24 protein-coding genes are annotated in these 23,850 nt (G+C 32.7%); 10 read left to right on the top strand and 14 right to left on the bottom strand.

What is annotated here, in order from left to right; genetic code table 11:
- The first annotated feature begins 272 nt into the window (after window positions 1–272).
- The 4 genes from D1818_RS25525 to secA all read left to right on the top strand — a co-directional run bounded on the left by D1818_RS25525 (window position 273) and on the right by secA (window position 4,916).
- Window positions 273–419, top strand: a complete 147-nt coding sequence (locus D1818_RS25525; RefSeq protein ID WP_158597033.1) for a hypothetical protein — start codon at window positions 273–275, stop codon at window positions 417–419.
- A complete protein-coding gene (locus tag D1818_RS21605; RefSeq protein ID WP_118461729.1) occupies window positions 391–966 on the top strand; it encodes a cob(I)yrinic acid a,c-diamide adenosyltransferase in 576 nt (191 codons plus the stop codon). The genes D1818_RS25525 and D1818_RS21605 overlap by 29 nt, the downstream gene beginning before the upstream one ends.
- A 141-nt stretch (window positions 967–1,107) precedes the next feature.
- Window positions 1,108–1,329, top strand: coding sequence for a DUF2795 domain-containing protein (locus D1818_RS21600; protein WP_006989959.1), 222 nt, complete (start codon window positions 1,108–1,110; stop codon window positions 1,327–1,329).
- A 230-nt stretch (window positions 1,330–1,559) separates the two neighbouring features.
- Entirely contained in the window at window positions 1,560–4,916 is a 3,357-nt protein-coding gene (gene secA, locus D1818_RS21595; RefSeq protein WP_118461727.1) for a preprotein translocase subunit SecA, read from the top strand.
- Between the two features lie 84 nt (window positions 4,917–5,000).
- On the opposite strand, the gene D1818_RS21590 is transcribed toward secA, so the two are convergent.
- Entirely contained in the window at window positions 5,001–5,609 is a 609-nt protein-coding gene (locus tag D1818_RS21590; protein ID WP_118461725.1) for a hypothetical protein, read from the bottom strand.
- Window positions 5,606–5,944: a PadR family transcriptional regulator gene (locus D1818_RS21585; protein WP_118461723.1), complete on the bottom strand. Its 339-nt coding sequence runs from the start codon at window positions 5,942–5,944 to the stop codon at window positions 5,606–5,608. Before D1818_RS21585 ends, D1818_RS21590 begins: the two co-directional genes overlap by 4 nt.
- A gap of 61 nt (window positions 5,945–6,005) precedes the next feature.
- Here D1818_RS21585 and D1818_RS21580 point away from each other — a divergent pair, with 61 nt between their 5' ends.
- Window positions 6,006–6,311: a hypothetical protein gene (locus D1818_RS21580; protein WP_118461721.1), complete on the top strand. Its 306-nt coding sequence runs from the start codon at window positions 6,006–6,008 to the stop codon at window positions 6,309–6,311.
- Between the two features lie 163 nt (window positions 6,312–6,474).
- On the opposite strand, the gene D1818_RS21575 is transcribed toward D1818_RS21580, so the two are convergent.
- The 4 genes from D1818_RS21575 to D1818_RS21560 form a co-directional block, all read right to left on the bottom strand.
- A complete protein-coding gene (locus D1818_RS21575) occupies window positions 6,475–7,116 on the bottom strand; it encodes a hypothetical protein (RefSeq protein ID WP_118461719.1) in 642 nt (213 codons plus the stop codon).
- A 336-nt stretch (window positions 7,117–7,452) separates the two neighbouring features.
- Entirely contained in the window at window positions 7,453–8,142 is a 690-nt protein-coding gene (locus D1818_RS21570) for a peptidoglycan DD-metalloendopeptidase family protein (protein ID WP_118461716.1), read from the bottom strand.
- 354 nt (window positions 8,143–8,496) lie between these two features.
- Window positions 8,497–8,883, bottom strand: a complete 387-nt coding sequence (locus tag D1818_RS21565; protein ID WP_118461714.1) for a hypothetical protein — start codon at window positions 8,881–8,883, stop codon at window positions 8,497–8,499.
- A complete protein-coding gene (locus D1818_RS21560) occupies window positions 8,867–9,454 on the bottom strand; it encodes an RNA polymerase sigma factor (protein WP_118461712.1) in 588 nt (195 codons plus the stop codon). The genes D1818_RS21565 and D1818_RS21560 overlap by 17 nt, the downstream gene beginning before the upstream one ends.
- A 149-nt stretch (window positions 9,455–9,603) precedes the next feature.
- On the opposite strand from D1818_RS21560, the gene D1818_RS21555 reads away from it, so the two are divergent.
- Window positions 9,604–9,954, top strand: a complete 351-nt coding sequence (locus tag D1818_RS21555; protein ID WP_118461710.1) for a DUF6249 domain-containing protein — start codon at window positions 9,604–9,606, stop codon at window positions 9,952–9,954.
- Window positions 9,955–10,052: 98 nt separating this feature from the next.
- Here the strand turns inward: D1818_RS21555 and D1818_RS21550 are convergent, their stop codons facing one another.
- From D1818_RS21550 to D1818_RS21530, 5 genes are all read right to left on the bottom strand, one after another.
- Window positions 10,053–10,691, bottom strand: a complete 639-nt coding sequence (locus tag D1818_RS21550) for a hypothetical protein (RefSeq protein ID WP_118461708.1) — start codon at window positions 10,689–10,691, stop codon at window positions 10,053–10,055.
- Window positions 10,692–11,052: 361 nt separating this feature from the next.
- Window positions 11,053–11,352: a hypothetical protein gene (locus tag D1818_RS21545; RefSeq protein WP_120752583.1), complete on the bottom strand. Its 300-nt coding sequence runs from the start codon at window positions 11,350–11,352 to the stop codon at window positions 11,053–11,055.
- A gap of 263 nt (window positions 11,353–11,615) precedes the next feature.
- On the bottom strand, window positions 11,616–12,995 hold the full coding sequence (locus D1818_RS21540; RefSeq protein ID WP_118461704.1) for a hypothetical protein: 1,380 nt from the start codon (window positions 12,993–12,995) through the stop codon (window positions 11,616–11,618).
- Window positions 12,967–13,578 carry a hypothetical protein gene (locus tag D1818_RS21535; protein WP_118461702.1) on the bottom strand — a complete coding sequence of 204 codons (612 nt, stop codon included), beginning with the start codon at window positions 13,576–13,578 and terminating at the stop codon, window positions 12,967–12,969. The genes D1818_RS21540 and D1818_RS21535 overlap by 29 nt, the downstream gene beginning before the upstream one ends.
- Entirely contained in the window at window positions 13,562–14,053 is a 492-nt protein-coding gene (locus D1818_RS21530; protein WP_118464003.1) for an RNA polymerase sigma factor, read from the bottom strand. Before D1818_RS21530 ends, D1818_RS21535 begins: the two co-directional genes overlap by 17 nt.
- A gap of 281 nt (window positions 14,054–14,334) precedes the next feature.
- Here D1818_RS21530 and D1818_RS21525 point away from each other — a divergent pair, with 281 nt between their 5' ends.
- A complete protein-coding gene (locus tag D1818_RS21525) occupies window positions 14,335–14,559 on the top strand; it encodes a hypothetical protein (RefSeq protein WP_118461700.1) in 225 nt (74 codons plus the stop codon).
- Window positions 14,560–14,563: 4 nt separating this feature from the next.
- On the opposite strand, the gene D1818_RS21520 is transcribed toward D1818_RS21525, so the two are convergent.
- Complete coding sequence (locus D1818_RS21520; protein WP_118461698.1) at window positions 14,564–16,162, bottom strand: NAD(P)/FAD-dependent oxidoreductase; 1,599 nt, start codon at window positions 16,160–16,162, stop codon at window positions 14,564–14,566.
- A gap of 86 nt (window positions 16,163–16,248) precedes the next feature.
- On the opposite strand from D1818_RS21520, the gene D1818_RS21515 reads away from it, so the two are divergent.
- Together D1818_RS21515 and meaB are read left to right on the top strand one after the other, a co-directional pair.
- Window positions 16,249–16,809 (top strand): DUF2911 domain-containing protein, encoded by a 561-nt coding sequence (locus tag D1818_RS21515; RefSeq protein WP_118461696.1) that lies wholly within the window; start codon window positions 16,249–16,251, stop codon window positions 16,807–16,809.
- Between the two features lie 93 nt (window positions 16,810–16,902).
- Entirely contained in the window at window positions 16,903–17,958 is a 1,056-nt protein-coding gene (meaB, locus tag D1818_RS21510) for a methylmalonyl Co-A mutase-associated GTPase MeaB (protein ID WP_118461694.1), read from the top strand.
- A 120-nt stretch (window positions 17,959–18,078) separates the two neighbouring features.
- Here meaB and D1818_RS21505 read toward each other — a convergent pair whose 3' ends face one another.
- Window positions 18,079–20,652: a M4 family metallopeptidase gene (locus D1818_RS21505; RefSeq protein WP_118461692.1), complete on the bottom strand. Its 2,574-nt coding sequence runs from the start codon at window positions 20,650–20,652 to the stop codon at window positions 18,079–18,081.
- A gap of 341 nt (window positions 20,653–20,993) precedes the next feature.
- Window positions 20,994–21,254, bottom strand: coding sequence for a hypothetical protein (locus D1818_RS21500; protein ID WP_240338270.1), 261 nt, complete (start codon window positions 21,252–21,254; stop codon window positions 20,994–20,996).
- A 323-nt stretch (window positions 21,255–21,577) separates the two neighbouring features.
- Here D1818_RS21500 and D1818_RS21495 point away from each other — a divergent pair, with 323 nt between their 5' ends.
- Window positions 21,578–23,839 carry a transglycosylase domain-containing protein gene (locus D1818_RS21495; RefSeq protein ID WP_233558588.1) on the top strand — a complete coding sequence of 754 codons (2,262 nt, stop codon included), beginning with the start codon at window positions 21,578–21,580 and terminating at the stop codon, window positions 23,837–23,839.
- The last annotated feature ends 11 nt before the right edge of the window (window positions 23,840–23,850 follow it).

Genomic DNA, 23,850 nt, shown 5'->3' with positions numbered 1-23,850 from the left:
ATAATGGAGTATCGAAGTATATAACGAATCATCAATTCATTCTCCAACTCACTAACTCACAGACTCAAATACTCACCACTATTTACTACTTTTACCACAAAAGAAGAAATCATGTTTGATACACTTTCTGAAGAAACCCAATTAGTATTAGTTGTTATAGGAATAGCACTGTTATTTTTTTTGGTGCGATGGAATTCAGGACGAAACAAAAATAAATTGTATAATAGGGACAAGAGAGACTTTAGAAAGAATTATTTTAAAAAGAAGAAAAAATGACTTTCTCTTGGTTATGGATTGCAATACCCATTGGAGCAATCTTTGTCTATCTAAATGTAAAAAAAGCCAAAGAGGATATTTCGAATTATAAAAAAGACGATCAAGAAAACACAGATGAAGATATATACAAAAACAGGAGATAAAGGTACTACGGCATTATTTGGCGGCACCAGAGTTCCAAAACATCACATCCGCATTGATAGCTACGGCACTGTAGATGAATTAAACTCACATATTGGATTGATTAGAGATCAACGAATAGATGAGTTAAGTAAAAAAGTCTTAATCAATATTCAGGATAAATTATTTACTGTAGGAGCAGTCTTGGCGACAGATCCTGAGAAGGCGATATTAAAAAGTGGACAAAAACGACTGAATATCCCAACGATCTCTGCAGAAGACATAACACTTTTGGAAACTGAAATGGATCGAATGAATGAATCTTTACCACCGATGACACATTTTGTCTTACCTGGAGGACATCAAACAGTGTCATTCTGTCACATTGCCCGCTGTGTATGCAGAAGAGCCGAGCGTTTAGCAACTGCGTTATATGAATTAGAACCTTTTGAAGACACCACTTTACAGTACTTAAACCGACTATCTGACTACCTATTTGTACTGGCACGAAAGTTGTCCAACGATTTGCAGGCAGATGAAATAAAATGGATTCCTAAGAAAAATTCTTAACACTTTTTAAAGCCTGAAAATAAGTTAAGGGTAATACCCGAAAAATCACGTTCTTATAATTATTGTTTAAATAATTAATTTTTTACTTGACTTTTTAAACTAAAAAATTATTTTTGCAAAAAAAATTAAACCAGTAAGCATATGTATTGGACTTTAGAATTAGCATCTTATTTAAGTGATGCACCTTGGCCAGCAACCAAAGATGAGTTAATTGACTATGCAATTCGTACGGGAGCACCGCTAGAGGTTGTGGAAAACCTACAATCTATTGAAGATGAAGGAGATTCGTATGATTCTATAGAAGAGATATGGCCCGATTATCCTACTGACGAAGATTATCTTTGGAATGAGGATGAATATTAAAAAAATATTTAAATAGTATTAAAAGTCTCGCAAGAGGCTTTTTTTTTGCGTAAATTACGCCACTTTTTCAAGCTATTATATAGCCTGTTAAGCATTGTATAATATTGCCTTTGAGGCGTTGAGATTACACTATATTCCAAGAATTGGAGTTTAACTTAAAAACCTTCAAAGGATCAATAAGTTAGTTTCGTTTTAAAATAAATCTCATAAAAAACACATAACCATAAACCATGGGAGTTTTAGATTCTGTATTAAAAGTATTTGTTGGAGATAAATCCAAAAAAGATATAAAAGAAATCCAACCAAAGGTTGAATTGATCAAAAAGCAAGAACAAGCTATTGCCGCACTTTCTGATAACGAACTACGTGATAAAACATTAGAGTTTAAAAACTTTATCAATGAAGCCCGTGCGGATATCAATGCTAAAATTGATGCACTTAGTGAAGAAGCTGATGCAACCGAGGATATCGATAGGAAAGAAGATATCTACGCGGAGATAGACAAGCTAAAGAAAGATGCTTATGAAATCACAGAGAAAGCATTAAATGAACTCCTACCACAAGCTTTTGCAGTAATAAAAGAAACTGCTAAAAGATTTGCTAAAAACGATACAATTACCGTAGAAGCTACTGCTTATGATCGTGAGCTTTCTGGCGACAGAGAGCATATCACACTAGATGGAGATCAAGCCATCTGGTCTACAAGCTGGGATGCTGCAGGAAAAGCAGTAAAATGGGATATGGTACATTATGATGTTCAGCTTATTGGTGGTATCGCTCTACACGAAGGAAAAGTAGCAGAGATGCAAACAGGAGAAGGTAAAACCTTAGTAGCAACACTGCCAGTATATCTTAATGCATTATCGGGTAATGGTGTTCACTTAGTAACCGTAAATGATTACCTAGCACGTCGTGATAGCGAATGGATGGCACCAATTTTTCAATTTCACGGATTAACGGTGGATTGTATCGACAATCACAGACCTAACTCTGCAGAACGTAGAGCTGCCTATAATGCCGATATTACCTATGGAACTAATAATGAATTTGGTTTCGACTATTTAAGAGATAACATGTCTCATGCTCCAGAAGATTTGGTACAACGCCCACATAACTATGCGATCATAGATGAGGTAGATTCTGTATTAATTGATGATGCGAGAACACCATTAATTATTTCAGGTCCAATTCCTAAAGGAGATATCCACGAATTTGATGAGTTAAAACCAAAAATCGCTGATATTGTCGGAGTACAGCAAAAATATTTAACTACAGTTCTTGCCGAAGCAAAGAAACTAATTAAAGAAGGTAATACTAAAGATGGTGGTTTTAAATTATTACAAGTATATAGAGGTATTCCTAAAAATAAAGCATTAATTAAATTCTTAAGTGAAGAAGGAGTAAAAATGTTACTTCAGAAAACTGAAAATTTCTACATGCAGGATAATAACCGTGAGATGCATAAGATTGATGCAGACCTGTATTATGTAATCGAAGAAAAAAACAATCAAATCGATCTTACGGATAAAGGTGTAGATTATCTTTCTGGTAAAGAAAACCCTGATTTCTTTGTACTACCTCAAATTGGGATGGAAATTGCCAAGATTGAAAATCTTGGATTATCTAAAACAGATGAAGCTGAAAAGAAAGAAGATCTTTTTAGAGAATACAGTGTAAAGAGTGAGCGTATTCACACCTTACGTCAGTTATTAAAAGCATATTCATTATTCGAAAAAGATGTAGAATATGTGGTAATGGATAACAAAGTAAAAATCGTTGATGAGCAAACCGGACGTATTATGGATGGTCGTCGTTATAGCGATGGATTACACCAGGCAATCGAAGCAAAAGAAAATGTAAAGATTGAAGATGCCACTCAGACATTTGCTACAGTAACGCTACAGAATTACTTCCGTATGTATGGTAAACTATCTGGTATGACAGGTACAGCAGTTACAGAAGCAGGAGAGCTTTGGGAAATCTACAAATTAGATGTAGTAGAAATCCCTACCAACAGACCTATTGCCAGAAAAGATAAAGAAGATTTAGTTTACAAAACCAAGCGTGAAAAGTATAATGCAGTTATCGAAGAAGTGACAGAATTATCACGTGCAGGAAGACCTGTACTAATCGGTACCACTTCTGTAGAAATTTCGGAATTACTAGGAAGAATGCTTACTATCCGTAAAGTTCCTCATAATGTACTGAATGCAAAACTTCATAAAAAAGAAGCAGATATTGTTGCCGAAGCTGGTAATCCAGGAGTTGTAACGATTGCAACCAATATGGCAGGTCGTGGAACAGATATCAAATTAAGTGACGAAGTAAAAGCTGCAGGTGGTTTAGCAATTATAGGTACTGAACGTCACGATTCTAGACGTGTAGATAGACAGTTACGTGGTCGTGCAGGTCGTCAGGGAGATCCAGGAAGCTCGAACTTCTATGTATCTCTAGAAGATAACTTGATGCGTTTATTCGGATCAGAGCGTATCGCTAAGATGATGGATAGAATGGGGCTAAAAGAAGGTGAAGTGATCCAGCATTCTATGATCTCAAAATCTATCGAAAGAGCTCAGAAAAAAGTAGAAGAAAATAACTTTGGTGTTCGTAAACGATTACTTGAGTATGATGATGTAATGAATGCACAACGTGAAGTAGTATACAAACGTAGATATCACGCACTATATGGTGAGCGTCTTCGTGTAGATCTTGCCAATATGATCTATGATACTGCAGAGGTCATTACTGAAGGAAATAAGAATGCGCAGGATTTTAAAAACTTTGAATTTGAATTAATTCGTTATTTCTCTATGAGCAGCCCTATTACTGCAGAGGAATTCGAAAAAATGGACGCTCAGAAAATTGCAGGAGAAGTTTATAAAGCTGCTTACGAGCATTATCAGGATAAAATGAGGCGTAATGCTGAAGCTGCATATCCTGTAATCAAGCAAGTATACGAAGACCCTGCTAGTAAATATGAGCGTATTTTAGTTCCTTTTACGGATGGAGTAAAAAGTCTGAATGTTGCTACCAACCTTGAAAAAGCATATGAAAGTGAAGGAAAGCAATTAATTACAGATTTCGAAAAGAATATTACTTTAGCTATCATTGATGATGCCTGGAAAACACACCTTCGTAAGATGGATGAGTTAAAACAGAGCGTACAGTTAGCTGTTCACGAACAGAAAGATCCATTATTAATCTATAAGTTCGAAGCTTTTGAATTGTTTAAATCGATGATCGAAGAAGTGAACAAAGATGTTATTTCTTTTCTATTCAAAGGAGAGCTTCCAACAGGTAATACTCAGGATATTTCTGAAGCTCGTCAGGTAAAAAGAAAAGAAAATCTAGAAACTTCTAAAGAAGAAATTCCGAATATGGATGAGCGCGCTGCGCAAAATAGAGCTGCAGGGCAAACACAACAGCGACAGCAAATAACAGAGACTATCGTTCGTGAACAACCTAAAATAGGTCGTAATGACAAAGTTACTATAAAACATGTAATGAGCGGAGAAAGCAAATCCGTTAAATACAAACAAGCTATTCCTCTAATTGAAAAAGGAGAATGGGTACTTGTGAATGAGTAGGTCTGAAAAACATCTATATAGAAACGAAAACCCCCTAAAGTATCTCTTCAGGGGGTTTTCGTTTTATTTTATCACATTATCCCTCTAGGCAAGCGCTCGCTTATACATTGTAAAGAATAAAAATGGCAAATATCCAATAGCAAAAATAAAAGCTCCTGCTAATAACAATACCTCAGCTCCCATCCAATGCATCAGTTTAAACAACCCTGACAAACCTACAATAACACCTGAAACACATCCCAAGATAATTTTTAATCGTTCCGAAAGTGTTTTAGCAATTGCAACCTTATATCTATCAAAAGCTAACATTGGAACAAAAACCAGTAACAACAATAGAAAACCGGTTATAAAAAGTTTGTTGGCTCCAGGATACCATAATATCTTAAAAGTAATTCCTGTCGTTAAGGTTAGCGCCCCAACAAATCCAATAAAATACATCAGTTTTTTCATCATAATAATTCGTTTTGAGTTTAATAAAAAAAATGTTTTATGTTCTAAATCAATCAAACCGTTCGGTGCTAATTCTGATATAGCCTCATGTAATGATTGATCAAATGTTTTACCTGCTTTTAGCTCACTCTCGACAACACAACATAAATGATCTAATATATCATCTCGTAAAGCTGGTATTGTCAGACCTTGCTCATCAACAAAATCTTTAATACTTTTTTCTTGTTCAACACTTAACTTCATATAGCATCCAACTTTGGGAAAATAACATTGTTAAGAGTTGTCATAAAATCTCTAAGCTCTTCTACATAAGTCACTTTTTCCTGTTTTCCCTTTAACGTTAGTAAATAATACTTTCTAACCCTTTTTCCGATGTACTCCTCCTCGCAAGTTAATAAGCCGTCTTTCTTCATTTTTTGTAATGCAGGATATAAAGAGCCATCCTTTAATAAGATTTTACCACCAGAGCGTTCTTTCACTTGCTGAAAAATCTCATACCCATACATTCTACCCTTTTCTGATAATAGATTAAGAATAATAACAGATAAGGTTCCTTTAAGTAGTTCTTTTGAATACATAGTTCAAATATACATAAAATTACAATACATCATAATTCTATGTATTATTTTTTAATGATATATGAAATTATACCGAAGCAACCTTTTAGCATTTTTTGATCTTATAAAAAATGATTCTTATGAAAAGACATTGTTATTGATAATAATATCACTGATTTTTAGCTCTTGCAACAATGACGATGAAGTAATTGAAATCACTACTATTAGAGTGAATCACTATAAAACTACGACTAATGGATTCTTTTTTGGAGGTCTCGGAACTGTTTTACTAATCCAAGATGGAATCAAATCGGACAAGATAACTTTACACCTACTTTTAACACAATCAATGGTTTTGATTATGAACTTGGATGTATATATGATTTAAGAGCAATCAAGAACAACTTACAGGTGTATTTACTCACGGAATTGACAATGAATATATTCTAAAGGAAATTTTAAATGAATAATACCCTACATTTTATCTAAAAAAAGCGGATTCAAAATGAACCCGCCTTTTTTTTGTTTCCCCTTTTACTATTTTTGATATATTACAAATCTGTAACACTGTTTTGAGCTTCAGTAAACTTCTCAACAATCACAGAATCACCTTTACTATTTTCAAGAAGGTATACACCTACAGGTAATTGACTAAGATCTATAATATTTGTCGTTTTTGATAGCACGTGAATTGTATCCTTAACTTCGAATAACTTTAATTTATCTCCTTCTTCAAAGTCTAACACTATAACAAGACTACCTTCTCTCTGGATAGTTAATTGATTTTCATTAGGACTGACATAGTTTTCAATAGTTACCTCTTCTGCATTTATTTCTACATTCTCATCCAACACGATCTCATTACCCTCTTCAACAATAAACTCTTCTTCTTGTAAAATCACAGCTCCTTCTATCATAAGTTCTTCTTCCTGACGGTCGATTACTATAGACTGTCCTTGATTGTTCTCCAATAAATAAGAACCAATTGGTAATTGACTTAAATCTATACGCGAATATGATTTTGATAAAATATGATCTCCAGTTTCTAATTCAAATAATTTCAATTTATCTCCTTCTTCAAAATCAACCACTTCCACAACTAAACCATCTTGGTATACTGCAAGTGCGTTATCTGTATTAGCAGAAATTGAAATAGATAAAAATAGACAGAATATTAAGGCTATAACTTTCATAATTTTGGGGGCTTTGAAGTTAAAGTGTTACGGTTTTACCTTACAAGTATACTACTAAAAACCTACCGCACCAACTAGTAATCAGACTTTTAGACGAAATAGTCGGTATTTTCGTTAAACTACCAAAAATATGTTAAAATAAATAAAAATAAACTGATTATCAGTTATTTAAAAAATTAAAACGTGTAAAAAAACGGATGAAATAATTATTTTTATCGCTAAAAACACACATCACCTGGTCTGGAGTGCTTTTTTCCCTAAAACCGAAACAACATTCATCGAATAAAAAGGATGAAATTACTTTAATGATTATGATTGATACGACCTATTACTATATTAAATCTTCAACAGTAAATTAGGGTCTGGACAATTCTCTAAATAATGTGCTAAATCTCTTTTATTAGAAACTCCTGGGTAATCTCCTATATTTCCCTGTAAATCTTTTATTATCTGAAAATGTAAATGTGGTGCATAATCACCGTTTACAGAAGCATCTCCAAGTGTAGCCAAAACATCTCCAATTTCAAAGCGCTTACCTATTTCTAAATTCTCAATAGACTTTACGGTTAAATGGCCATATAAAGTATAAAAGATAACATCCTGAACTACATGTTTCAAAATAATCGTCGGACCATAGTCTCCAAAATTTTTATTGTTCTGAAAACTATGAACCGTTCCTGCTAAAGGAACAAGTACCGAAGTTTCTGCATCACACCAAACATCTAATCCTAAATGAATATTACGTTCGGTTTCTGGATTTTGTTGATTAAAATGTTCACTTCTATTATATATCCCACGTGTTTCATTATAACCCCCATAAGCTACCTTTGCTTCGTTTAAAGCTAAATACGTGCTTACATACTCTTCAAAGGCTTTTGAAGAAGACACGTCTACGACTTCTAATTTTTTATTATCTATCGACAAATCTATAAAAGTGTATTGTTCTTTAGAAAAGTTAGAATCAATAACAGGAATAAAACTATGAGATAAACTCTGGATAAACTTTGGGAATGATATATTAGTCATTTGGCGTTTTTTAAAATCATCGTAGGCTCTTTAGAAACCCAATTTTCAGGTAATTGTTTTAATAATACTTTTCTAATTTTATGATAATCCATCGTTATTGTATGTCTGGGAGTATCAATTTGTTTATAATGAGGATGTACTACTTCTCGTTTACATATTTTCTTAATATTTATCGGCGTTTCCCATTCGTTATTTTTATTTTACATGTTTTTAAGCCCAATAATACATATAGGTTTTGCCCTAATAACACATATTCTTCTTTTCATGCTATACGCTACCAAATGAAGCATATAAACAAACAATATATTGAAGTTAAAAAAATATTTTATGATTTTGATTGAAAAATAAATTAATCTAGGCAGAGTATATTTTATCTATCCTTCTTTTAATTACAGTAATCTGTACCATAAACAGGATTGCAAGGAATATGATTCCATACATTGTGGCACTATAAAGTTTAAAACCAGCAAATGGATTCTCAACACCATTAAAAAATGAAAAATCCATGTTATCTAAAATCCAGGTTCCTTCTGATAAGAATGGTAAAGAAATTAATAACCCAATCAGCAATACTCCCATTACCAGCCAAGCTTTTTTAGAAATTAATGGTTGGTAAGCAACAGATTTATCCACTGAAGTGGCTCTTATATCACTCATTACATTTCGCAGAAAATCCACAGAAGGATCTTCTGTACCCGCTTCTTTTACTAATCTCTTAATATCTTTATATTGCTCTTCCATTATTAGCATTAATTTCTGGTGAAATATGATACTTAAGTATCGAATATAGTTTTTTTCTACTTCGATATAACTTTATTTTTATATTATCCTCTGTCAAACCAACAATTTCTTTGATCTCTTTTATACTTTTCTCTTCAAAGTAATATAAAGTTATAATTGCCGACTCTTCCTCCGGGAGCTTAAGTATACTATTCGATATAATCTCTTTTCTTTCTATATCCTGCAAATAACTTAATGCATCATTAACTACCCCCACTTCTCCTTCACTTACTTCTTCTATGAGTTCTGTAGCTACAAAACGCTTGTTTTTCTTTATTGCATCCAGGCTTTTACGATATGCGATAGTATATAACCAAGTTGAAAATTTAGCTTCTCCTCTATACTTAGACAAAGACTTATATGCCTTAATAAAGGTGTCCTGAGCTATCTCCTCAGCTTCTTCTTTATTCCTAACCATTCTAAACACTATCGTATATACCAAGCTTTGATAGCGTTCTACTAAGCTAGAAAAAGTATTTACCTCTCCCTCTAGCACCTGCTTGATATAATATTGATCTGATTGATGGTTCATTTACACATTAGACGACACAATTTTGAATATGGTTACATCCTATTTCTAAAAAGGTACAAAATATTTTTTTTTAAGATTTTTGTAACCGAGTTCTAATCTCTGACGTCATAACTAAAAACGAACAGTTAAATTTTTAAATCTAAAAAGTTATGAGTTTTATCGAAGTACTAATACCATTATCAATATTCGGATGCATTTTTGGTATTTTTTATTTATTTGTCACAGCCAGAAACAAAGAGCGTATGGCTCTTATTGATAAGGGAGCAGATGCCTCTATCTTTTATAGCAGTAAAGTGAAAAGAGTAACTCCTATTTGGAAAGTTTTCATTCTTAACTTTTCATTACTATTAATGGGTATTGGTTTAGGTATTTTTATTGCTGGAATATTACACTATACACTAGGAGTAGATGAAGAAGTAGCGTATCCAGGAACTATCTTTTTAATGGCTGGTGCAGGATTATTTACTGGTTTTAAAATGACCAGTAATTTGGATAAATAGGTTATCCAATAATTTATAAACTATAAAGACCTATCATTTCTGATAGGTCTTCCCCCAAATTCTACTTATTTTATGATTAATAAAATAAATTTAATCTTCTAGTTATATGCTACTGTATCTTCATATTGAAGCTCTACATCAAACTTCTCTATCATCACAGCTTGTCCTCTGTCATTTTCTAATATATACTTTCCTGTAGGCAATTGTGTAAGATCAACTAATTTTGTTGTTTTGGATAAAATATGAACCTTATCTACAACTTCAAATAATTTAATTTTATCGCCTTCTTCAAAATCCATTACTGTGATTAAATCACCATCTCTTGTTATTGATAAAGGATTTACTTCTGAAGTTAAATAATATTCTTCTAACTCTTCTTCTACACTCATATTATTAACAGGCATTCTATCACTATCAACTTCTACTATATACTCTGTTCCTAATTCTTCTTCAATAACAATATCAAAATCTGTTTTCTCAATGACCACAGACTTACCTTCATTATTTTCCAATAAATACTTACCTGAAGGTAATTGACTAAGATCAATTTGTCCTCTTGTTTTAGATAAGATATGATCACCTGTTTCTACTTCGAACAACTTGATTTTATCACCTTCTTTAAAATCAATTACAACTACAACTAATCCTTCTCTAGCAATTTCCAGATTATTATCTTCAATCCTTGCATTAAGGTTTGTGAAGAAAAGTAAGCCGAAAATAAATGCTAAAGTTCTCATTGTCTGGAATTTTTAATTGTAATATTATTACGTGATTACCATACAATAATATTGTTAAATTATCGTTTCGCGAAAAAAATAGCGAACTTTTAGATCAAACGTTTTTGATTTTCGACCAATGACACAAAAAAGTTAATTTTTGTAGTTTTAAATCACTAAATATCTGATTATCAATATTTTATTTTTTTAATAATTATTAAAACATAGACTAAACGCATAATATTTAGGTGAACAAACCAAAAAACGTTTTTCTTACAATTCTAATTTTCTTAAAAAAACATTAATAACCAGCACTATATGTGAATAAAATTAACGTTTTAGTGCTAATTTACTTACATAAATTTATGTTCTTTGGTTATAATTATTTAACAAAAAACTCTGGATCGATTTGTTTCTCTACAACTACTTTTCGTCCATTCTTATCAATTAAGAGATATTTTCCAGCCGGAAGCTGACTTAAATCGAAGATTCCTCTCTTGGTTTTGTAGGTAATAATCTTACCTGTTTTCAACTCGAATAATTTGACTTTGTCCCCATCTTTAAAATCTACTACAGTAATAATGTTTCCATTACGGTTAACGATGAGGCTTTCGTCATTTCCATTATTTCCAAACAAAACTGTAGCACACATTAAAGAAAAAATTAGTAATAATTTTTTCATAAGCTACTTAAAATTAGATTGATATGATTTGTATTTTCCCACTTTAAATTTACCACAAAAAGAGAGTGATAAAAAGAGTCTTAAAGATTTTTAGCTTAAGTTTTTCTATATCCGACAAAATGCACAAATAGACTCTTAAAAAAACAAAAAATGTAATCCTATATTTACAAGAAAAAACATTTATACAGGTAAAATTGGCCAATAAAAAAGCCCTACTAAACTGATTAGCAGAGCTTTTCAATAATTAACACATTATTGTAAAATTATTGTAGTATAATATCGCTATACTTAGCGTTTATTGTAATTACTTTATCCGTATCTCTGGTTTTGTTAAATCCATTTACAAACACATTTCCAAAATTTCTTCTTGCATTTGCTTCCATAGTTTTAGGTATAGAGATCCTACTTTGTACACCGCTATAGGCAATATTAAAAGCAGCCTCAGGAAGGTTTAACTTAAAATCACTATTCTCTATCGCCAAATCCAGCGTAGAAAATGATTCTGAAAGATTTGCAACTGTAATTGCTCCAAAACTTCCAGAGATTGCTGCATTCTCTTCTAATTCTTGAATAAAAATATTACTAGAATCTGCATTTATTCTAAGATTCTTAGCATTCTGAATTCTGCAATTTTTTACATAATTAACAGCCAATCTACCATTATTCCATTGTTTGATAAGTACAGGAGAATATGAAGTTCTTATAAATGTACGATCCCCATCTATTACATTAGCTTCCAGATTAGTATGAGATAAAGAGGCAATCATATTGATTGTTTTCTCTGCTAATTTGACATTACCATGTCTAATATTCAGTTTAAGCAATGCCTCTTTTGGTAATCTAACCTTTACAATCCTATTTATGGCTCCTGAAGTATTCATTCTAGAACTATATCTATATACAGTAACATTAGATCCATTTGTTTGAGTTATTTCTAAATCTCCTGAAAATTGAGAAGCCCAAGCTTGCATTCTTCGAGCAAATTCTTCTCCTGCCCAATCCTGAGAAGTAATTGATCCATTCGATTGGATTTGTGAAGTATTTTTATTTAATTCTTTTGTCCAATTTTTTACAACACTTTCATAATTATCGCCAAACTTTTCCTTAATCTGGTCTCCCCACTGCTGGATATATTTTTCCTCATTTTCCTTAAACTTATTCGTATCAAAATTCATACTTGCCAAGTTTTCAGACAATGCACTTGGCATTGGGTTGTTTTTCATATTCTTTAGAATAGGTCTTAACATATCCGAAATAACAGGTTCTAACCTTCTGAATTCTGGTAAATCAGCGTTCTTTGTATTAGCGGCGGATACATTTCCTGACCAAAAGTTACCAGTAATAGAATTTATGGTAATTTCACGACTATTACCCAATGCTTCTATTCGCCAGTTTTGCAAGAAACGTTCTTTGTTGTCTTCTGTAATATCATCACCTTCGATATATGCTTCTATTTCCACGGAATTTTTATTCCAAGTTTCGAAAACAACTTCTGTATGACTGGTATTAAGATGAACTGTAACATCCTTATTTACTACAAACTTCTCACTTAATTTATCTTGTCTATTCTGCGCAAGTACTCCAGAAAAACATACTAGACTAAGTGTAATAATATTAAGCTTGTATATCAATGTAATTTTCATTTTCAATTTTTTCTAATTCTTTTAGTTTGTCTTTTAGTCTTTTCAAAAGAGAGAGCCTAAGCGTTAAATTTTCTATCATCGCTTCAGCACTCTGTACATTAGGTCCCACTTCTATCAATTCTTTATTAAGATCTAAATATTCTTTATTTAGGTTCTCTAATCGTTTCATAAAGCTTTCTACCAAATCTCTGTTAGAATCATCTACATTGATCTGAGATAATTGAAATTTTATCCCTGTCAATAAATAGTTCTCTGCTTCTTCATACTCCGGAAACATCTCAGCCAATGACGAAGTCTGCTTAGTTAACACAACAGTAGCATTCTTTGATTCTTGTGCATCGACATCAACAACCTGAGTTCCATCTATACCATTATTCCCAAACTCATTAAAAGCAAACATAGAAACAGACAATATTACAACTACACTCGCAGCGACCCTTAACCAACCGTAATTAAACTTTCTTGCTTTTTTAGGAAGTTCTTCCTCTAATCTAGCCATAAAACGGTTCTGGTGACCTTCTACTAATCGCTCTGCAGGAATCTTGTTATCCTGTTTCAGTAATTCTCTAATATCCTGTCCCATCTCTTAAATGTTTTAATTGATCCTGAAGCTGTTTCTTTCCTCTATGTACTAGAGTTCTCGAAGCAACCGGTGTAATATCTAATATCTCACTAATTTCTTTATGATCGTATCCTTCTATTAAAAATAGCATTACGGCATATTTATATTTTTCTGGTAGTCTTTCTATGGCGCTTTTCACCTCATCCACTGTGGTTGAGTCAGACACGGACCAATCGTCCATTTCCTCTACTGTACCCATTACTTGTTCATTAATAGCAACCATATTCATTTTTTTTGCTTTGAGCATATCAATACTCTTATTAATCACGATCCTTTTTAGCCATGCTCCAAAAGTAACATCGCCGGTAAATTGATGAAGTTTCATAAAGGCTTTTATGAAAGACTCTTGCATAGCCTCTTCTGCCTCAAAAGGGTCCTTAAGAAATCGTAATGCAACATAATACATACCATCACAGTATTTATTATAAAGCTTCATCTGTGCTTTACGATCATTAGCTCTACATTGTTCTATTAGCTCGCTCTGTAACAAACTTATCCGAATTTTGGTTAGTGATTACTTCTTTAAAACTGTTCTAATTACTATTCTCTTCTAAAGACGACTTTCGATACTTACTTGTTGCAAAATTAAAGATAAAAATCATCAAAATAACCGAATCCGTTGAATATCAAAATATTAATAAAAAATTAACGCCCTGTCTGGTAAGTAATTTTAGTTAATAGATACTAATAGGCAATTAATCAAAACCTTTATAAAAAATGTATAGGCTCTATAAAAATGATAATCAAAACCCAAAAGAGTTAGAAAAGATGATTAACCTTATAAAAAACAATGTAGACTGCTCCAAAGACATCATCAATCGTATCGATAATTTTTTAGAAACAAAACAATTACCAAAATCTATACTAGATGCACTGATAACTCAAAGAAATGCTTGTGCTGTGACCGTAATGAATTTTAATAGAGTAATTAATCAAATATAATAAACTAATATTTTGCGGCTATTTCCTTAAATTGTTTACTCATATTCCATTTTATTATGGTAGTAGCTGTTAATATTCCACTCCCCATAGCACCTCCTATTCCGACCAGTGTTATATCCTGACCGGTGAGATATAATCCTTTAATATGGGTTCTAGGGCGTAAAACTCTTGTTTGATAGCGTTCTGGAGCATGAGTAACACCGTAAATTTCTCCTTGACTATAGTTACTAAACTTTCGGGTGGAAACCGGTGTAGACACTTCAGCGTGAATAATATGCTCTTCTAATTGTGGATACAACTCTCTTAATAAAGATAAACCTTTAGTTTTAAACCTTTCTTTGATCTTATCATATTCCTCTCCTCTGTTTAACCAAGGTTCATCTTCAAATTGACTAAAATCCTTATACCACGCTCTACCTATCAACTGTATAGTTGCTTTATCCGGATGTTCTGATGACCAAAGGCTATCTTTAGCAGATGGAAATGATATGTATGCAAACGATAATTTATTATTTGACAAATTATCTTTATCATTAAGAATACTATCCATATCCTTATCCGTATACCACCATATATTATGTTTTGGTAACTTTAATGCCGCATCACTTTTATTGAGTCCTATATATAGACATAGATGGCAGGTAGAAGGACTAATTTTATTGAAATCTAAATGCTTTTTATTATTAACAGGTGAGTCAAGTAATTTGTGAAATGTATTACGGGCTCCTGCATTACTTATGACTCTCCTACACGTGTGTTCCTTACCATTAATTAACAACCCTTTTACAGATTTTCCTTTGGTAATAATTTTTTCTACTCTTGCCTTTATAAATACCTGAACTCCGAGTGATTCTAAATTATCAACAATAGTTTCATGGATACGATTGGCACCTCCTCTTGGGTAGTAACCTCCTTCCATAAAATGATTAATCACAATACAATGGGATGCAAAACTACTCTCTTTAGGAGACAATCCGTAGTTACCACATTGAGCGCATAACACTGCTATCAACTCCTGATTATCCGTTATACTACTGAGAACTTCATATGTTGTTTTGCTAGCGAGCGGTTTTTGAATCCTTCTAAATAATGGTCCTAATAATATACTTAACAAACTTGGAAAAGCCTTTTGCATAAAGTACAGAAGGTTTTTTTTAGTGGACTTTTGCAGTAATTTCAAGTATTTATCAATAGCTACTCTATCGTTTGGAAAATATTCGTAAAACTTCTTCCTAAAATTTTCCTGACCACCAACGAATTCAAATTTGCGACCTTCGATATACGCTACATCATACGGATCTCCCATTGGATCCCATTCTAGTTTGTTATCCGACAAATAATTAAAGATCCTTCTTAACCCCGAATTCTCTTTCATATTTCCCACATAATGTACTCCTACATCCCAAACAAGACCTTTCCGCCTTTTAAAGGTATGTGTAAATCCGCCAGGTGTGTAATGCTGTTCTAACACTACAACTTTTTTTCCTGCTTTGGCTAAAAAAACTGCGGTACAAAGGCCTCCAACTCCCGAACCAATGATCACATAAGTATCATTTGTAAATACAATATCTGAAGTGAATTTTTTATAGGATTTTTCGACCATAAACTAGCAGTAAGAGCCCAAAAGTAAGCAATTATATGTACTTTCATAGGCAAAATAAATTATCTTTAATCATCAAATATCGAGATATGTCAAAGCTTCTAAAAAGATCACTCATCATTATTATCGGAATTATAATTATTGGTATTGCGGGAAGATCTATACTAATATCTAATACCAAAAAACATAGTCCTGAACAGACAATAACACACAAGAGTAAAGAAGCTAATTTTACTGTTTTTTACAATAGGCCTTTTAGAAAAGAAAGAGTGATTTTTGGGGGTTTAGTTCCTTTCGATCAAGTATGGAGAACTGGAGCCAATGAGGCTACCACCTTTACAACTGATAAGGATATTCTTGTGGATGGCACCGTATTAGAAGCTGGTACTTATAGTTTATGGACGATTCCAGGTGAGAATTCGTGGAAAGTTATTTTTAATAGTGGTGAATATAATTGGGGTGTAAATTTTACAGATGGAAACCCTTCTCATGATCCCAAATATGATATCTTAACTATAGAGGTTCCAGTTCAGCGATTACTGAATGTGATAGAACAATTTTCGATTTATTTTCAGGAAGCCAATGACTTTACGATCATGTATCTGGCATGGGATCAAACGGCAATTGCAGTTCCGATAAAACTAAAGTAAATGATTTTCTCTTTGTATTACCTCAAATAATAACAAGTTTACTCAAATGAATTTATAAATTTGTTATAAAGCTTCATTGTGAATAAAAATGATATGGAACAACAAGATCAATCTTCTAAAATACCTTCTGGAACTAATCAGGATGCTATTGATCGATTTAAAAAACTACAACAAAAAGAGGTATCCATACGTGATATATTCAAAGGAATTATTTCACAAAACACCACATCTCTAAGCAAAGGAATAACATTAGTAGAAAGTAGACAGCAAAAGCACGATAAAAAAGCCCAAGAGCTCATCGAAAAATGTTTACCACACTCAAATAAATCCATAAGAATAGGAATTACGGGAGTTCCAGGTGTAGGTAAAAGTACTTTTATTGAAGCTTTAGGGAACCTACTAATTACTAAGGGTAAAAAGGTAGCCGTATTGGCTGTAGATCCTAGCAGCACTATTTCTGGAGGCAGTATCTTAGGTGATAAAACCAGAATGGAATCATTGGTAAGGTCGCCTAAAGCCTTTATTAGACCTTCTCCTTCGGGAAGTTCTTTGGGTGGTGTTGCTCAAAAAACTCGTGAATCTATCATTCTCTGTGAAGCGGCAGGATATGACGTAATTATTATTGAAACGGTAGGTGTTGGTCAAAGTGAAACTGCTGTGCACGGAATGGTTGACTTCTTTCTTTTACTGAAATTAGCTGGAGCAGGCGATGAGTTACAAGGAATAAAGAGGGGTATCATCGAAATGGCTGATGCGATCGTTATCAACAAAGCTGATGGTGATAACCTAAAACCCGCACGAGAAGCTAAAAACCAATTTAGAAAAGCATTACATTTATATCCTTTAGCAGAAAGCAGCTGGTCGCCAGAAGTACTCGTATGCAGTGCCCTTAAAAATACGGGTATTGATGAAATTTGGGAGCTAATTTTACGATATTTAGAAGTCTCCTCTAATAATGGTTATTTTGAAAAGAATAGAATCCAACAAAATAAATTTTGGTTATTACAAACTATAGAAGAACAGCTAAAAAACTCTTTTTATAATCACCCTACAATCAAAAAAGCTTTATCCAATCAAATCGAAGCCGTTCAGCAACATAAGATTACTCCATTTGCGGCTGCTAGATATTTATTATCCCTTAGTAGATAAGTTGTAAAAAAACTTTATCAATTATAGTTATTATATTTTTTTGTAAAAAGCAAAAACACGACATAATAACTTAAGTTACTATGCCGTGTTTAAACTACTATTTAGAATGCATTCTATACTTTACTCTTTTACTATTCTTATTACTCCATCAATATTTTCTGTAGTAATAGACATAAAGTAAACCCCTCTTGTTAAATTAGAGATGTCAATTGCTTTTTCGACAGTAACATCAGAAAGATTAATTGTCTTTAACATTCTTCCGTTAATATCATATATCTCCGCTTTTATTAAATTGATATTTGTAAGTTTTCTTAAATTAACAATTCCGTTTGAAGGAATCGGATATACACTAATATTTTTAGATATAAACTCATTATCCGCTATCGATAATGTTGTTTGAGCACAATTAAAAAGCATTATTTCATCAATATACCAACCAAACAATCCATTACATCCATCAGTTCCCATTTCAAATCGAAATTGGATAGTAGAATTATCGTTTACTCCAATAGAAGACAAATCAATCAAACTTCTTCCCCAGCTTCCTGTATTCGAACCTTCATCAGCGCCAGTAAAAGCGTTTTCACTCTGAAGTGGATTATCATTTCCTTCAGCAGCAGTTTTTAATGTATTATTATAAGGGTTCTCAGTAAATGCTTCGGATGGTATTAGCGTCCAAGGGCCTCCATCTAAACTATATTTTATGTTACCACCATCCCAAGTAGCTTCTGTAGCCACTAAATGATTAAACGCCAACTCGAAAATACCTCCTTCAGCCACTGCAGGAATATTTATAACTGGACTCTGTAGGCGTATAATACCGTTTTGAAAGTTGCCTCTACAATCGCCATTAATCGGATCTGTACCAAATATACTTTTTCCTTCACGTCCCTCAGGAAGAGAACTTTCTATAGCCCAGTCTCTTGATTCCCAATCACTAGCATTTTCAGGAAGTTGTTCCATTGTCCATCCATCAGTTCCTGTCTCCCAATCTTCGAAAAAGATAGCATTTGTTGATGCGTTGTCACAAAGAACAGTCCCTGTATTAGATAATAATGGTTGGTAACCACAGTTATTTGGCGTTCTCAATTCTACTGCCAATATGGCTTTCTCTACTTCTAACACATCTGCAGCAGTAATAATTTCTCCAGAAGCTCCAACTGGAGCAGTCGTAGAAAGACCTTCTAGATTAGTACCAATAAGATCGGTAGCAGAAGCTTCAATAGCATCAGCTAAGTTTGCAAAATTACTTACAAGTGTTAAATAATTACTTTGCGCTCTCCAAAATATATGCGCAGCTTTTGTTAATCCAATAGCGTTAATTGTCTGTCCATTAAATGTACCTCCATCAACTAACAATGCATACATATGATTAGGGATACCAGAATTGATATGAACACCTCCACTATCTGCCGTACCACATAAATAATTGGAATCAATTACTTTTCCAGGGTCACCTTCACAATTAGGATTCCACATATCTCTAATCGCTCCTCCAAAAGCAGAAGCATCCTCTCCCATCATCCATCTTAGTGAAGTATCACAACCTGTACGAAGTGAAACATCTTCTCCTTCGTCTTGGTAGTCATTTAACAAATCAATAGTTTCTCCCCAGATATCAGAAAACGATTCATTAATCGCACCAGATTCATATGCATAAATTAGATTACTAGTATATTCTGTATACGCGTGTCCCCACTCATGCGCTACTACATCATCTGCTGCAGTACCTGTACAATAATTAGCTGACACTCCATTCCAATTTGCATTAGGACAACTTATATTCGGATTATTATTAATAGTTATCATCTGTGCATCTTGTCCATCATAAGAAAGATACCCAAAAGCATTTTTAAAAAAATTATAGGTATGTTCTGCTGCTGCTAATTCAGTTTGTTGCCACTGATCTAATATGCCAGGAAAAGCATCTCCCTCTTGCCAAACAAGATTGCTAGTATTTTCTTCATACAACACTCTATCAAGAGCATGTGCCATTCCGGTTATTTGTTCAACTATTTCACCTGTATGTGCATTTATAAAAACATACTCTCTTACATCATTATCATTTCTTACTTCTATATGATATACCAGATAAAGTGCTCCAGTATCCCCTTTGATCAAACCTTTTTGATAGATATAAAGTGTATTTTTATTTACTTTTAATTCTGCTCCCGATTTATTTAAACCTTGACTTCTTATAGCAGAAAGTGCAATTGAATTTGATTCGGATATACTTAAAGTGGGAGTTGTATTCAATTTAATATTAGGTACAACTTTTCCATTTATTGAAGTAATATTTTTATTTAAGTCAAAATGAAATCTTAACTCTCCTCCGTAAACAGGAATTCCATTATATTGTTGTTTTAAGATCACGTGGTCTAATCCATAATTATCTTTCTTCGTTTTCTCTATAACCAATGAATTTTCTACGGATTTAATATTATAAAGAGATTTAAAATCTTCCAAAAAATTTATTGTCTTCTGCTCAAGGGTTGCTCCCTTTACTTGCATAGTTTTCTCTGTAGGAAATCTTACAAATTCTGTTAATCCAGAATTCTCGTTAATGGTTAAGACGGCATTAGCTTGCTGTTTCAATTTTGCAATTGATTTTTGGGTGTTCTGTGCATTTACTAATACGGCACTAAATACCAAAACCATTGACAAAATAGTTTTTAAAGTAATTTTAAATTTCATATTTCGCTTGTTATAGTTGAGTTTAATTATATAAAGAAGTTAATTAACATACTCTATAAACAGGTAAAAATAGATAAACCCTAAAAACAATTTCGCAAACCTTCTTTTACTTAATGATTTTTGTTCCATTTCTATATGTGTGATGTCCTAAAGAGGCCTAAAGATTTTGGCAAAACTCTATTTAGAAAAGCATTACATGCTTATCCGCTTACATACAGTTATTAGTGAACAGAAGTACTGATTGATAGTGTATTAAAAAATACTATCATAAATAAAGTTAGAAGATAATTTTACGACATTTAGAAATGTACTCAGGCACATTTTTAAAACAGAAAAAGCTGTTAATCATCCAAATCTGCGTCTTCCGCTACTTGCTCATTTGTAACAGCAACTGGAACATCAGTATCTGAGGTATTATCATCATAATCTTGCATCACACCGGCAAGACGTTCACTTATTTTTACTAAGTAAATAGTATCCTCGGTTTTTACCTCTACTGCCTCAATACTGTCATTATGATGATTTTTAAAATAAATAATATCCCGATCTGAGTAGCCATCAGGAAATTTTTCTACTAATAGATTCAAAATATCTTTGTTCAATTTTTTGTAGTCAACAATTACTCTTTTCATAGTGCGGAGATTTAGTTGGTTACTTCACTAATAAATAGTAAAAAAGATTTTATTATATGTTATTTTATACAATACACTTTGAAGCCAATTTCTATGGTATGCCTCAAATAATTTTCTTTGATATTACGATACATTATTAACTACTACAATTTAAAATAAAAAAATCAAACTTTTAAGAAATAAACTTTAAAAAAAGTAATCGTTTTTCTGATACGCTATGAACATAAAAATTAAAAGTAAATTCTCAAATCATATCATAGCTATCCACTCAATAATCGGCCATTTTTTACGTTATGAGTAGTCATATAACTATGATGCATCAATTATTACAAAAAAGATGGATTAAGGGGCCATTAATCGCCTTCGGAAGCTTTTTTTTAGTTTTCATTATTTTTTATGGAAGTATTTATTTTGGTTTTTGGGGAAAAATTCCAAGCGAGAATGAATTAAGTTCTCTAAAGCAAGCTGAAGCAACCCAAGTGCTAGATAAAAATAGTCGTCTAATTGGCAAATACTTCGTTTACGACAGACAGCCTATAGTTTATGAAGATCTTCCGAAACACCTAATCGATGCCTTGATTGCCACAGAAGACGTACGTTTTTATGAACACGATGGTGTAGATAATGTAAGTTTGTTAAGAGTATTTTTTAAAACCATTTTATTTAGAGATAAATCTTCGGGAGGCGGAAGTACAATTACACTTCAGTTAGTAAAAAACATTTTTGGAAGAAAAGATTATGGAATTTTTAGTATTGTAGTTAATAAACTTAAAGAATCTATTATAGCCAAACGTATTGAAGATATATATAGCAAAGAAGAGGTTCTTACTCAATACTTCAACACTGTTCCATTTCCAGACAATACATATGGAATCGAGAGCGCTTCACAAAAGTTTTTTCGTAAATCTACTAAAGAACTGACATTATCAGAAGCCTGTACATTAATTGGTAGTTTAAAGGCTAATCATAGTTACAATCCCAGGCTTTTTCCAGAGCGTAGCCAGTTAAGAAGAGATGTTGTTTTGCAACAAATGACAAAATATAAATACATCACTCAAGATGTTGCAAATCGCATAATGAATCAAAACATTGTTCTGGATTATCAATATTTTAATCATGATCTTGGGTTAGCTCCTTACTTTAGAGAAGAAGTAAAAAAAGAACTTCATGAGATCTTAAAAAAATATAAAAAAGCGGATAGCAGCGCGTATGACATATACAAAGACGGATTAATCGTTCATACTACCTTAGATTATAAAATGCAATCATTGGCAGAAGAAGTAATGAAAGGTCATTTACAAAGTCTACAAAAAACATATGAAAAAGAGTATGGTAAAAAAGCTCCTTGGAACACAAATATAAATCTGATCGATAATACACTGAAACAATTACCGGTTTATCAAAAATATAAAGAACAAGGTCTTAGCCAAAAACAGATTATAGATTCTTTTTCGGTCAAAAGAGAGATGGAGCTATTCGAATGGGAAGGAAATATTACTAGAAAAGTCTCTACCAGAGATAGTTTACAACATTATCTAAAGTTCCTGAATGCTGGAATGATTGCTATTGACCCATCTAATGGAGCAGTTAGAGCATACTTGGGAGGTATTGATTATAGATATTTTAAATATGATCACGTATCCCAAAGTAAAAGACAAGTAGGTTCTACTTTTAAACCATTTGTATACACGGCTGCTATCGAAAACGGTATGAAACCTTGTACTTATTTTCCATTAAAAGAAGTTACTTATACCAACCTAAAAGATTGGACACCAAAAAACGGATCTGAAGAAAAAGATCCTTATCTAAATTACAACCTGGAAGCTGCTTTAAGTAATTCCGTAAATACAATTGCAGTAAAAGTTATAGGTGAAGTAGGTGTTACTAAGGTGCTTGATCAGATAAAAAAAATGGGGATCACAGAAGAACTTCCTGAGGAACCCTCGATAGCATTGGGAACAGCCGGGATCAAAATAAAAGAATTGGCAGGTGCTTATGCAAGTTATGTAAACAATTCTAAAGGAGTCCAACCTTTTTATATTAGTAGAATAGAAGATAAACAAGGTAATCTTATAGCTTCGTTCGAACCAAAAATTATTGAAGAACCCGCTTTTAGTGATTATACTAGACAGGTATTGTTAGAAATGATGAAATCCACAGTCGATAAAGGTACTGCAACTAGATTAAGAACCACCTATGGCCTTAAAAATGAGATCGCAGGAAAAACCGGTACTACCCAAGATAATAAAGACGGCTGGTTTGTGGGAATTACACCAAAACTCGTTACAGTAACTTGGGTTGGTAACGATAATTATGCTATTGGATTTAAAACCACAGCTCAGGGGCAAGGCGCTAATTCTGCCTTACCTATTTTTGGCAAGCTCTATCAAAAGATGAATGAAGACCCGAATTTTGATTCTTTTACTAAAAGTAGTTTTGAGAAAACTTCTGATAACGTTTTAGAGGATTTGGATTGTCAACCAGAAAAACGCGATAATTTCTTAAAAAGACTTTTCAGCAAAAAGAAAAAAAAGAAGAAATTTAAAAATAAGTAAAACTTAAAAAA

The organism is Aquimarina sp. BL5 (assembly GCF_003443675.1).
Lineage (GTDB): Bacteria > Bacteroidota > Bacteroidia > Flavobacteriales > Flavobacteriaceae > Aquimarina.
Note: the sequence above shows the minus strand (reverse complement) of the source record. Positions and strands in the feature narration are given on the sequence as shown.

Coding starts and splice junctions, on each gene's coding strand:
- D1818_RS25525 (WP_158597033.1), top strand. CDS start 273: ATGACTTTCTCTTGGTTATGGATTGCAATACCCATTGGAGCAATCTTT.
- D1818_RS21605 (WP_118461729.1), top strand. CDS start 391: ATGAAGATATATACAAAAACAGGAGATAAAGGTACTACGGCATTATTT.
- D1818_RS21600 (WP_006989959.1), top strand. CDS start 1,108: ATGTATTGGACTTTAGAATTAGCATCTTATTTAAGTGATGCACCTTGG.
- secA (WP_118461727.1), top strand. CDS start 1,560: ATGGGAGTTTTAGATTCTGTATTAAAAGTATTTGTTGGAGATAAATCC.
- D1818_RS21590 (WP_118461725.1), bottom strand. CDS start 5,609: ATGAAGTTAAGTGTTGAACAAGAAAAAAGTATTAAAGATTTTGTTGAT.
- D1818_RS21585 (WP_118461723.1), bottom strand. CDS start 5,944: ATGTATTCAAAAGAACTACTTAAAGGAACCTTATCTGTTATTATTCTT.
- D1818_RS21580 (WP_118461721.1), top strand. CDS start 6,006: ATGAAATTATACCGAAGCAACCTTTTAGCATTTTTTGATCTTATAAAA.
- D1818_RS21575 (WP_118461719.1), bottom strand. CDS start 7,116: ATGAAAGTTATAGCCTTAATATTCTGTCTATTTTTATCTATTTCAATT.
- D1818_RS21570 (WP_118461716.1), bottom strand. CDS start 8,142: ATGACTAATATATCATTCCCAAAGTTTATCCAGAGTTTATCTCATAGT.
- D1818_RS21565 (WP_118461714.1), bottom strand. CDS start 8,883: ATGGAAGAGCAATATAAAGATATTAAGAGATTAGTAAAAGAAGCGGGT.
- D1818_RS21560 (WP_118461712.1), bottom strand. CDS start 9,454: ATGAACCATCAATCAGATCAATATTATATCAAGCAGGTGCTAGAGGGA.
- D1818_RS21555 (WP_118461710.1), top strand. CDS start 9,604: ATGAGTTTTATCGAAGTACTAATACCATTATCAATATTCGGATGCATT.
- D1818_RS21550 (WP_118461708.1), bottom strand. CDS start 10,691: ATGAGAACTTTAGCATTTATTTTCGGCTTACTTTTCTTCACAAACCTT.
- D1818_RS21545 (WP_120752583.1), bottom strand. CDS start 11,352: ATGAAAAAATTATTACTAATTTTTTCTTTAATGTGTGCTACAGTTTTG.
- D1818_RS21540 (WP_118461704.1), bottom strand. CDS start 12,995: ATGAAAATTACATTGATATACAAGCTTAATATTATTACACTTAGTCTA.
- D1818_RS21535 (WP_118461702.1), bottom strand. CDS start 13,578: ATGGGACAGGATATTAGAGAATTACTGAAACAGGATAACAAGATTCCT.
- D1818_RS21530 (WP_118464003.1), bottom strand. CDS start 14,053: ATGAAGCTTTATAATAAATACTGTGATGGTATGTATTATGTTGCATTA.
- D1818_RS21525 (WP_118461700.1), top strand. CDS start 14,335: ATGTATAGGCTCTATAAAAATGATAATCAAAACCCAAAAGAGTTAGAA.
- D1818_RS21520 (WP_118461698.1), bottom strand. CDS start 16,162: ATGGTCGAAAAATCCTATAAAAAATTCACTTCAGATATTGTATTTACA.
- D1818_RS21515 (WP_118461696.1), top strand. CDS start 16,249: ATGTCAAAGCTTCTAAAAAGATCACTCATCATTATTATCGGAATTATA.
- meaB (WP_118461694.1), top strand. CDS start 16,903: ATGGAACAACAAGATCAATCTTCTAAAATACCTTCTGGAACTAATCAG.
- D1818_RS21505 (WP_118461692.1), bottom strand. CDS start 20,652: ATGAAATTTAAAATTACTTTAAAAACTATTTTGTCAATGGTTTTGGTA.
- D1818_RS21495 (WP_233558588.1), top strand. CDS start 21,578: ATGAGTAGTCATATAACTATGATGCATCAATTATTACAAAAAAGATGG.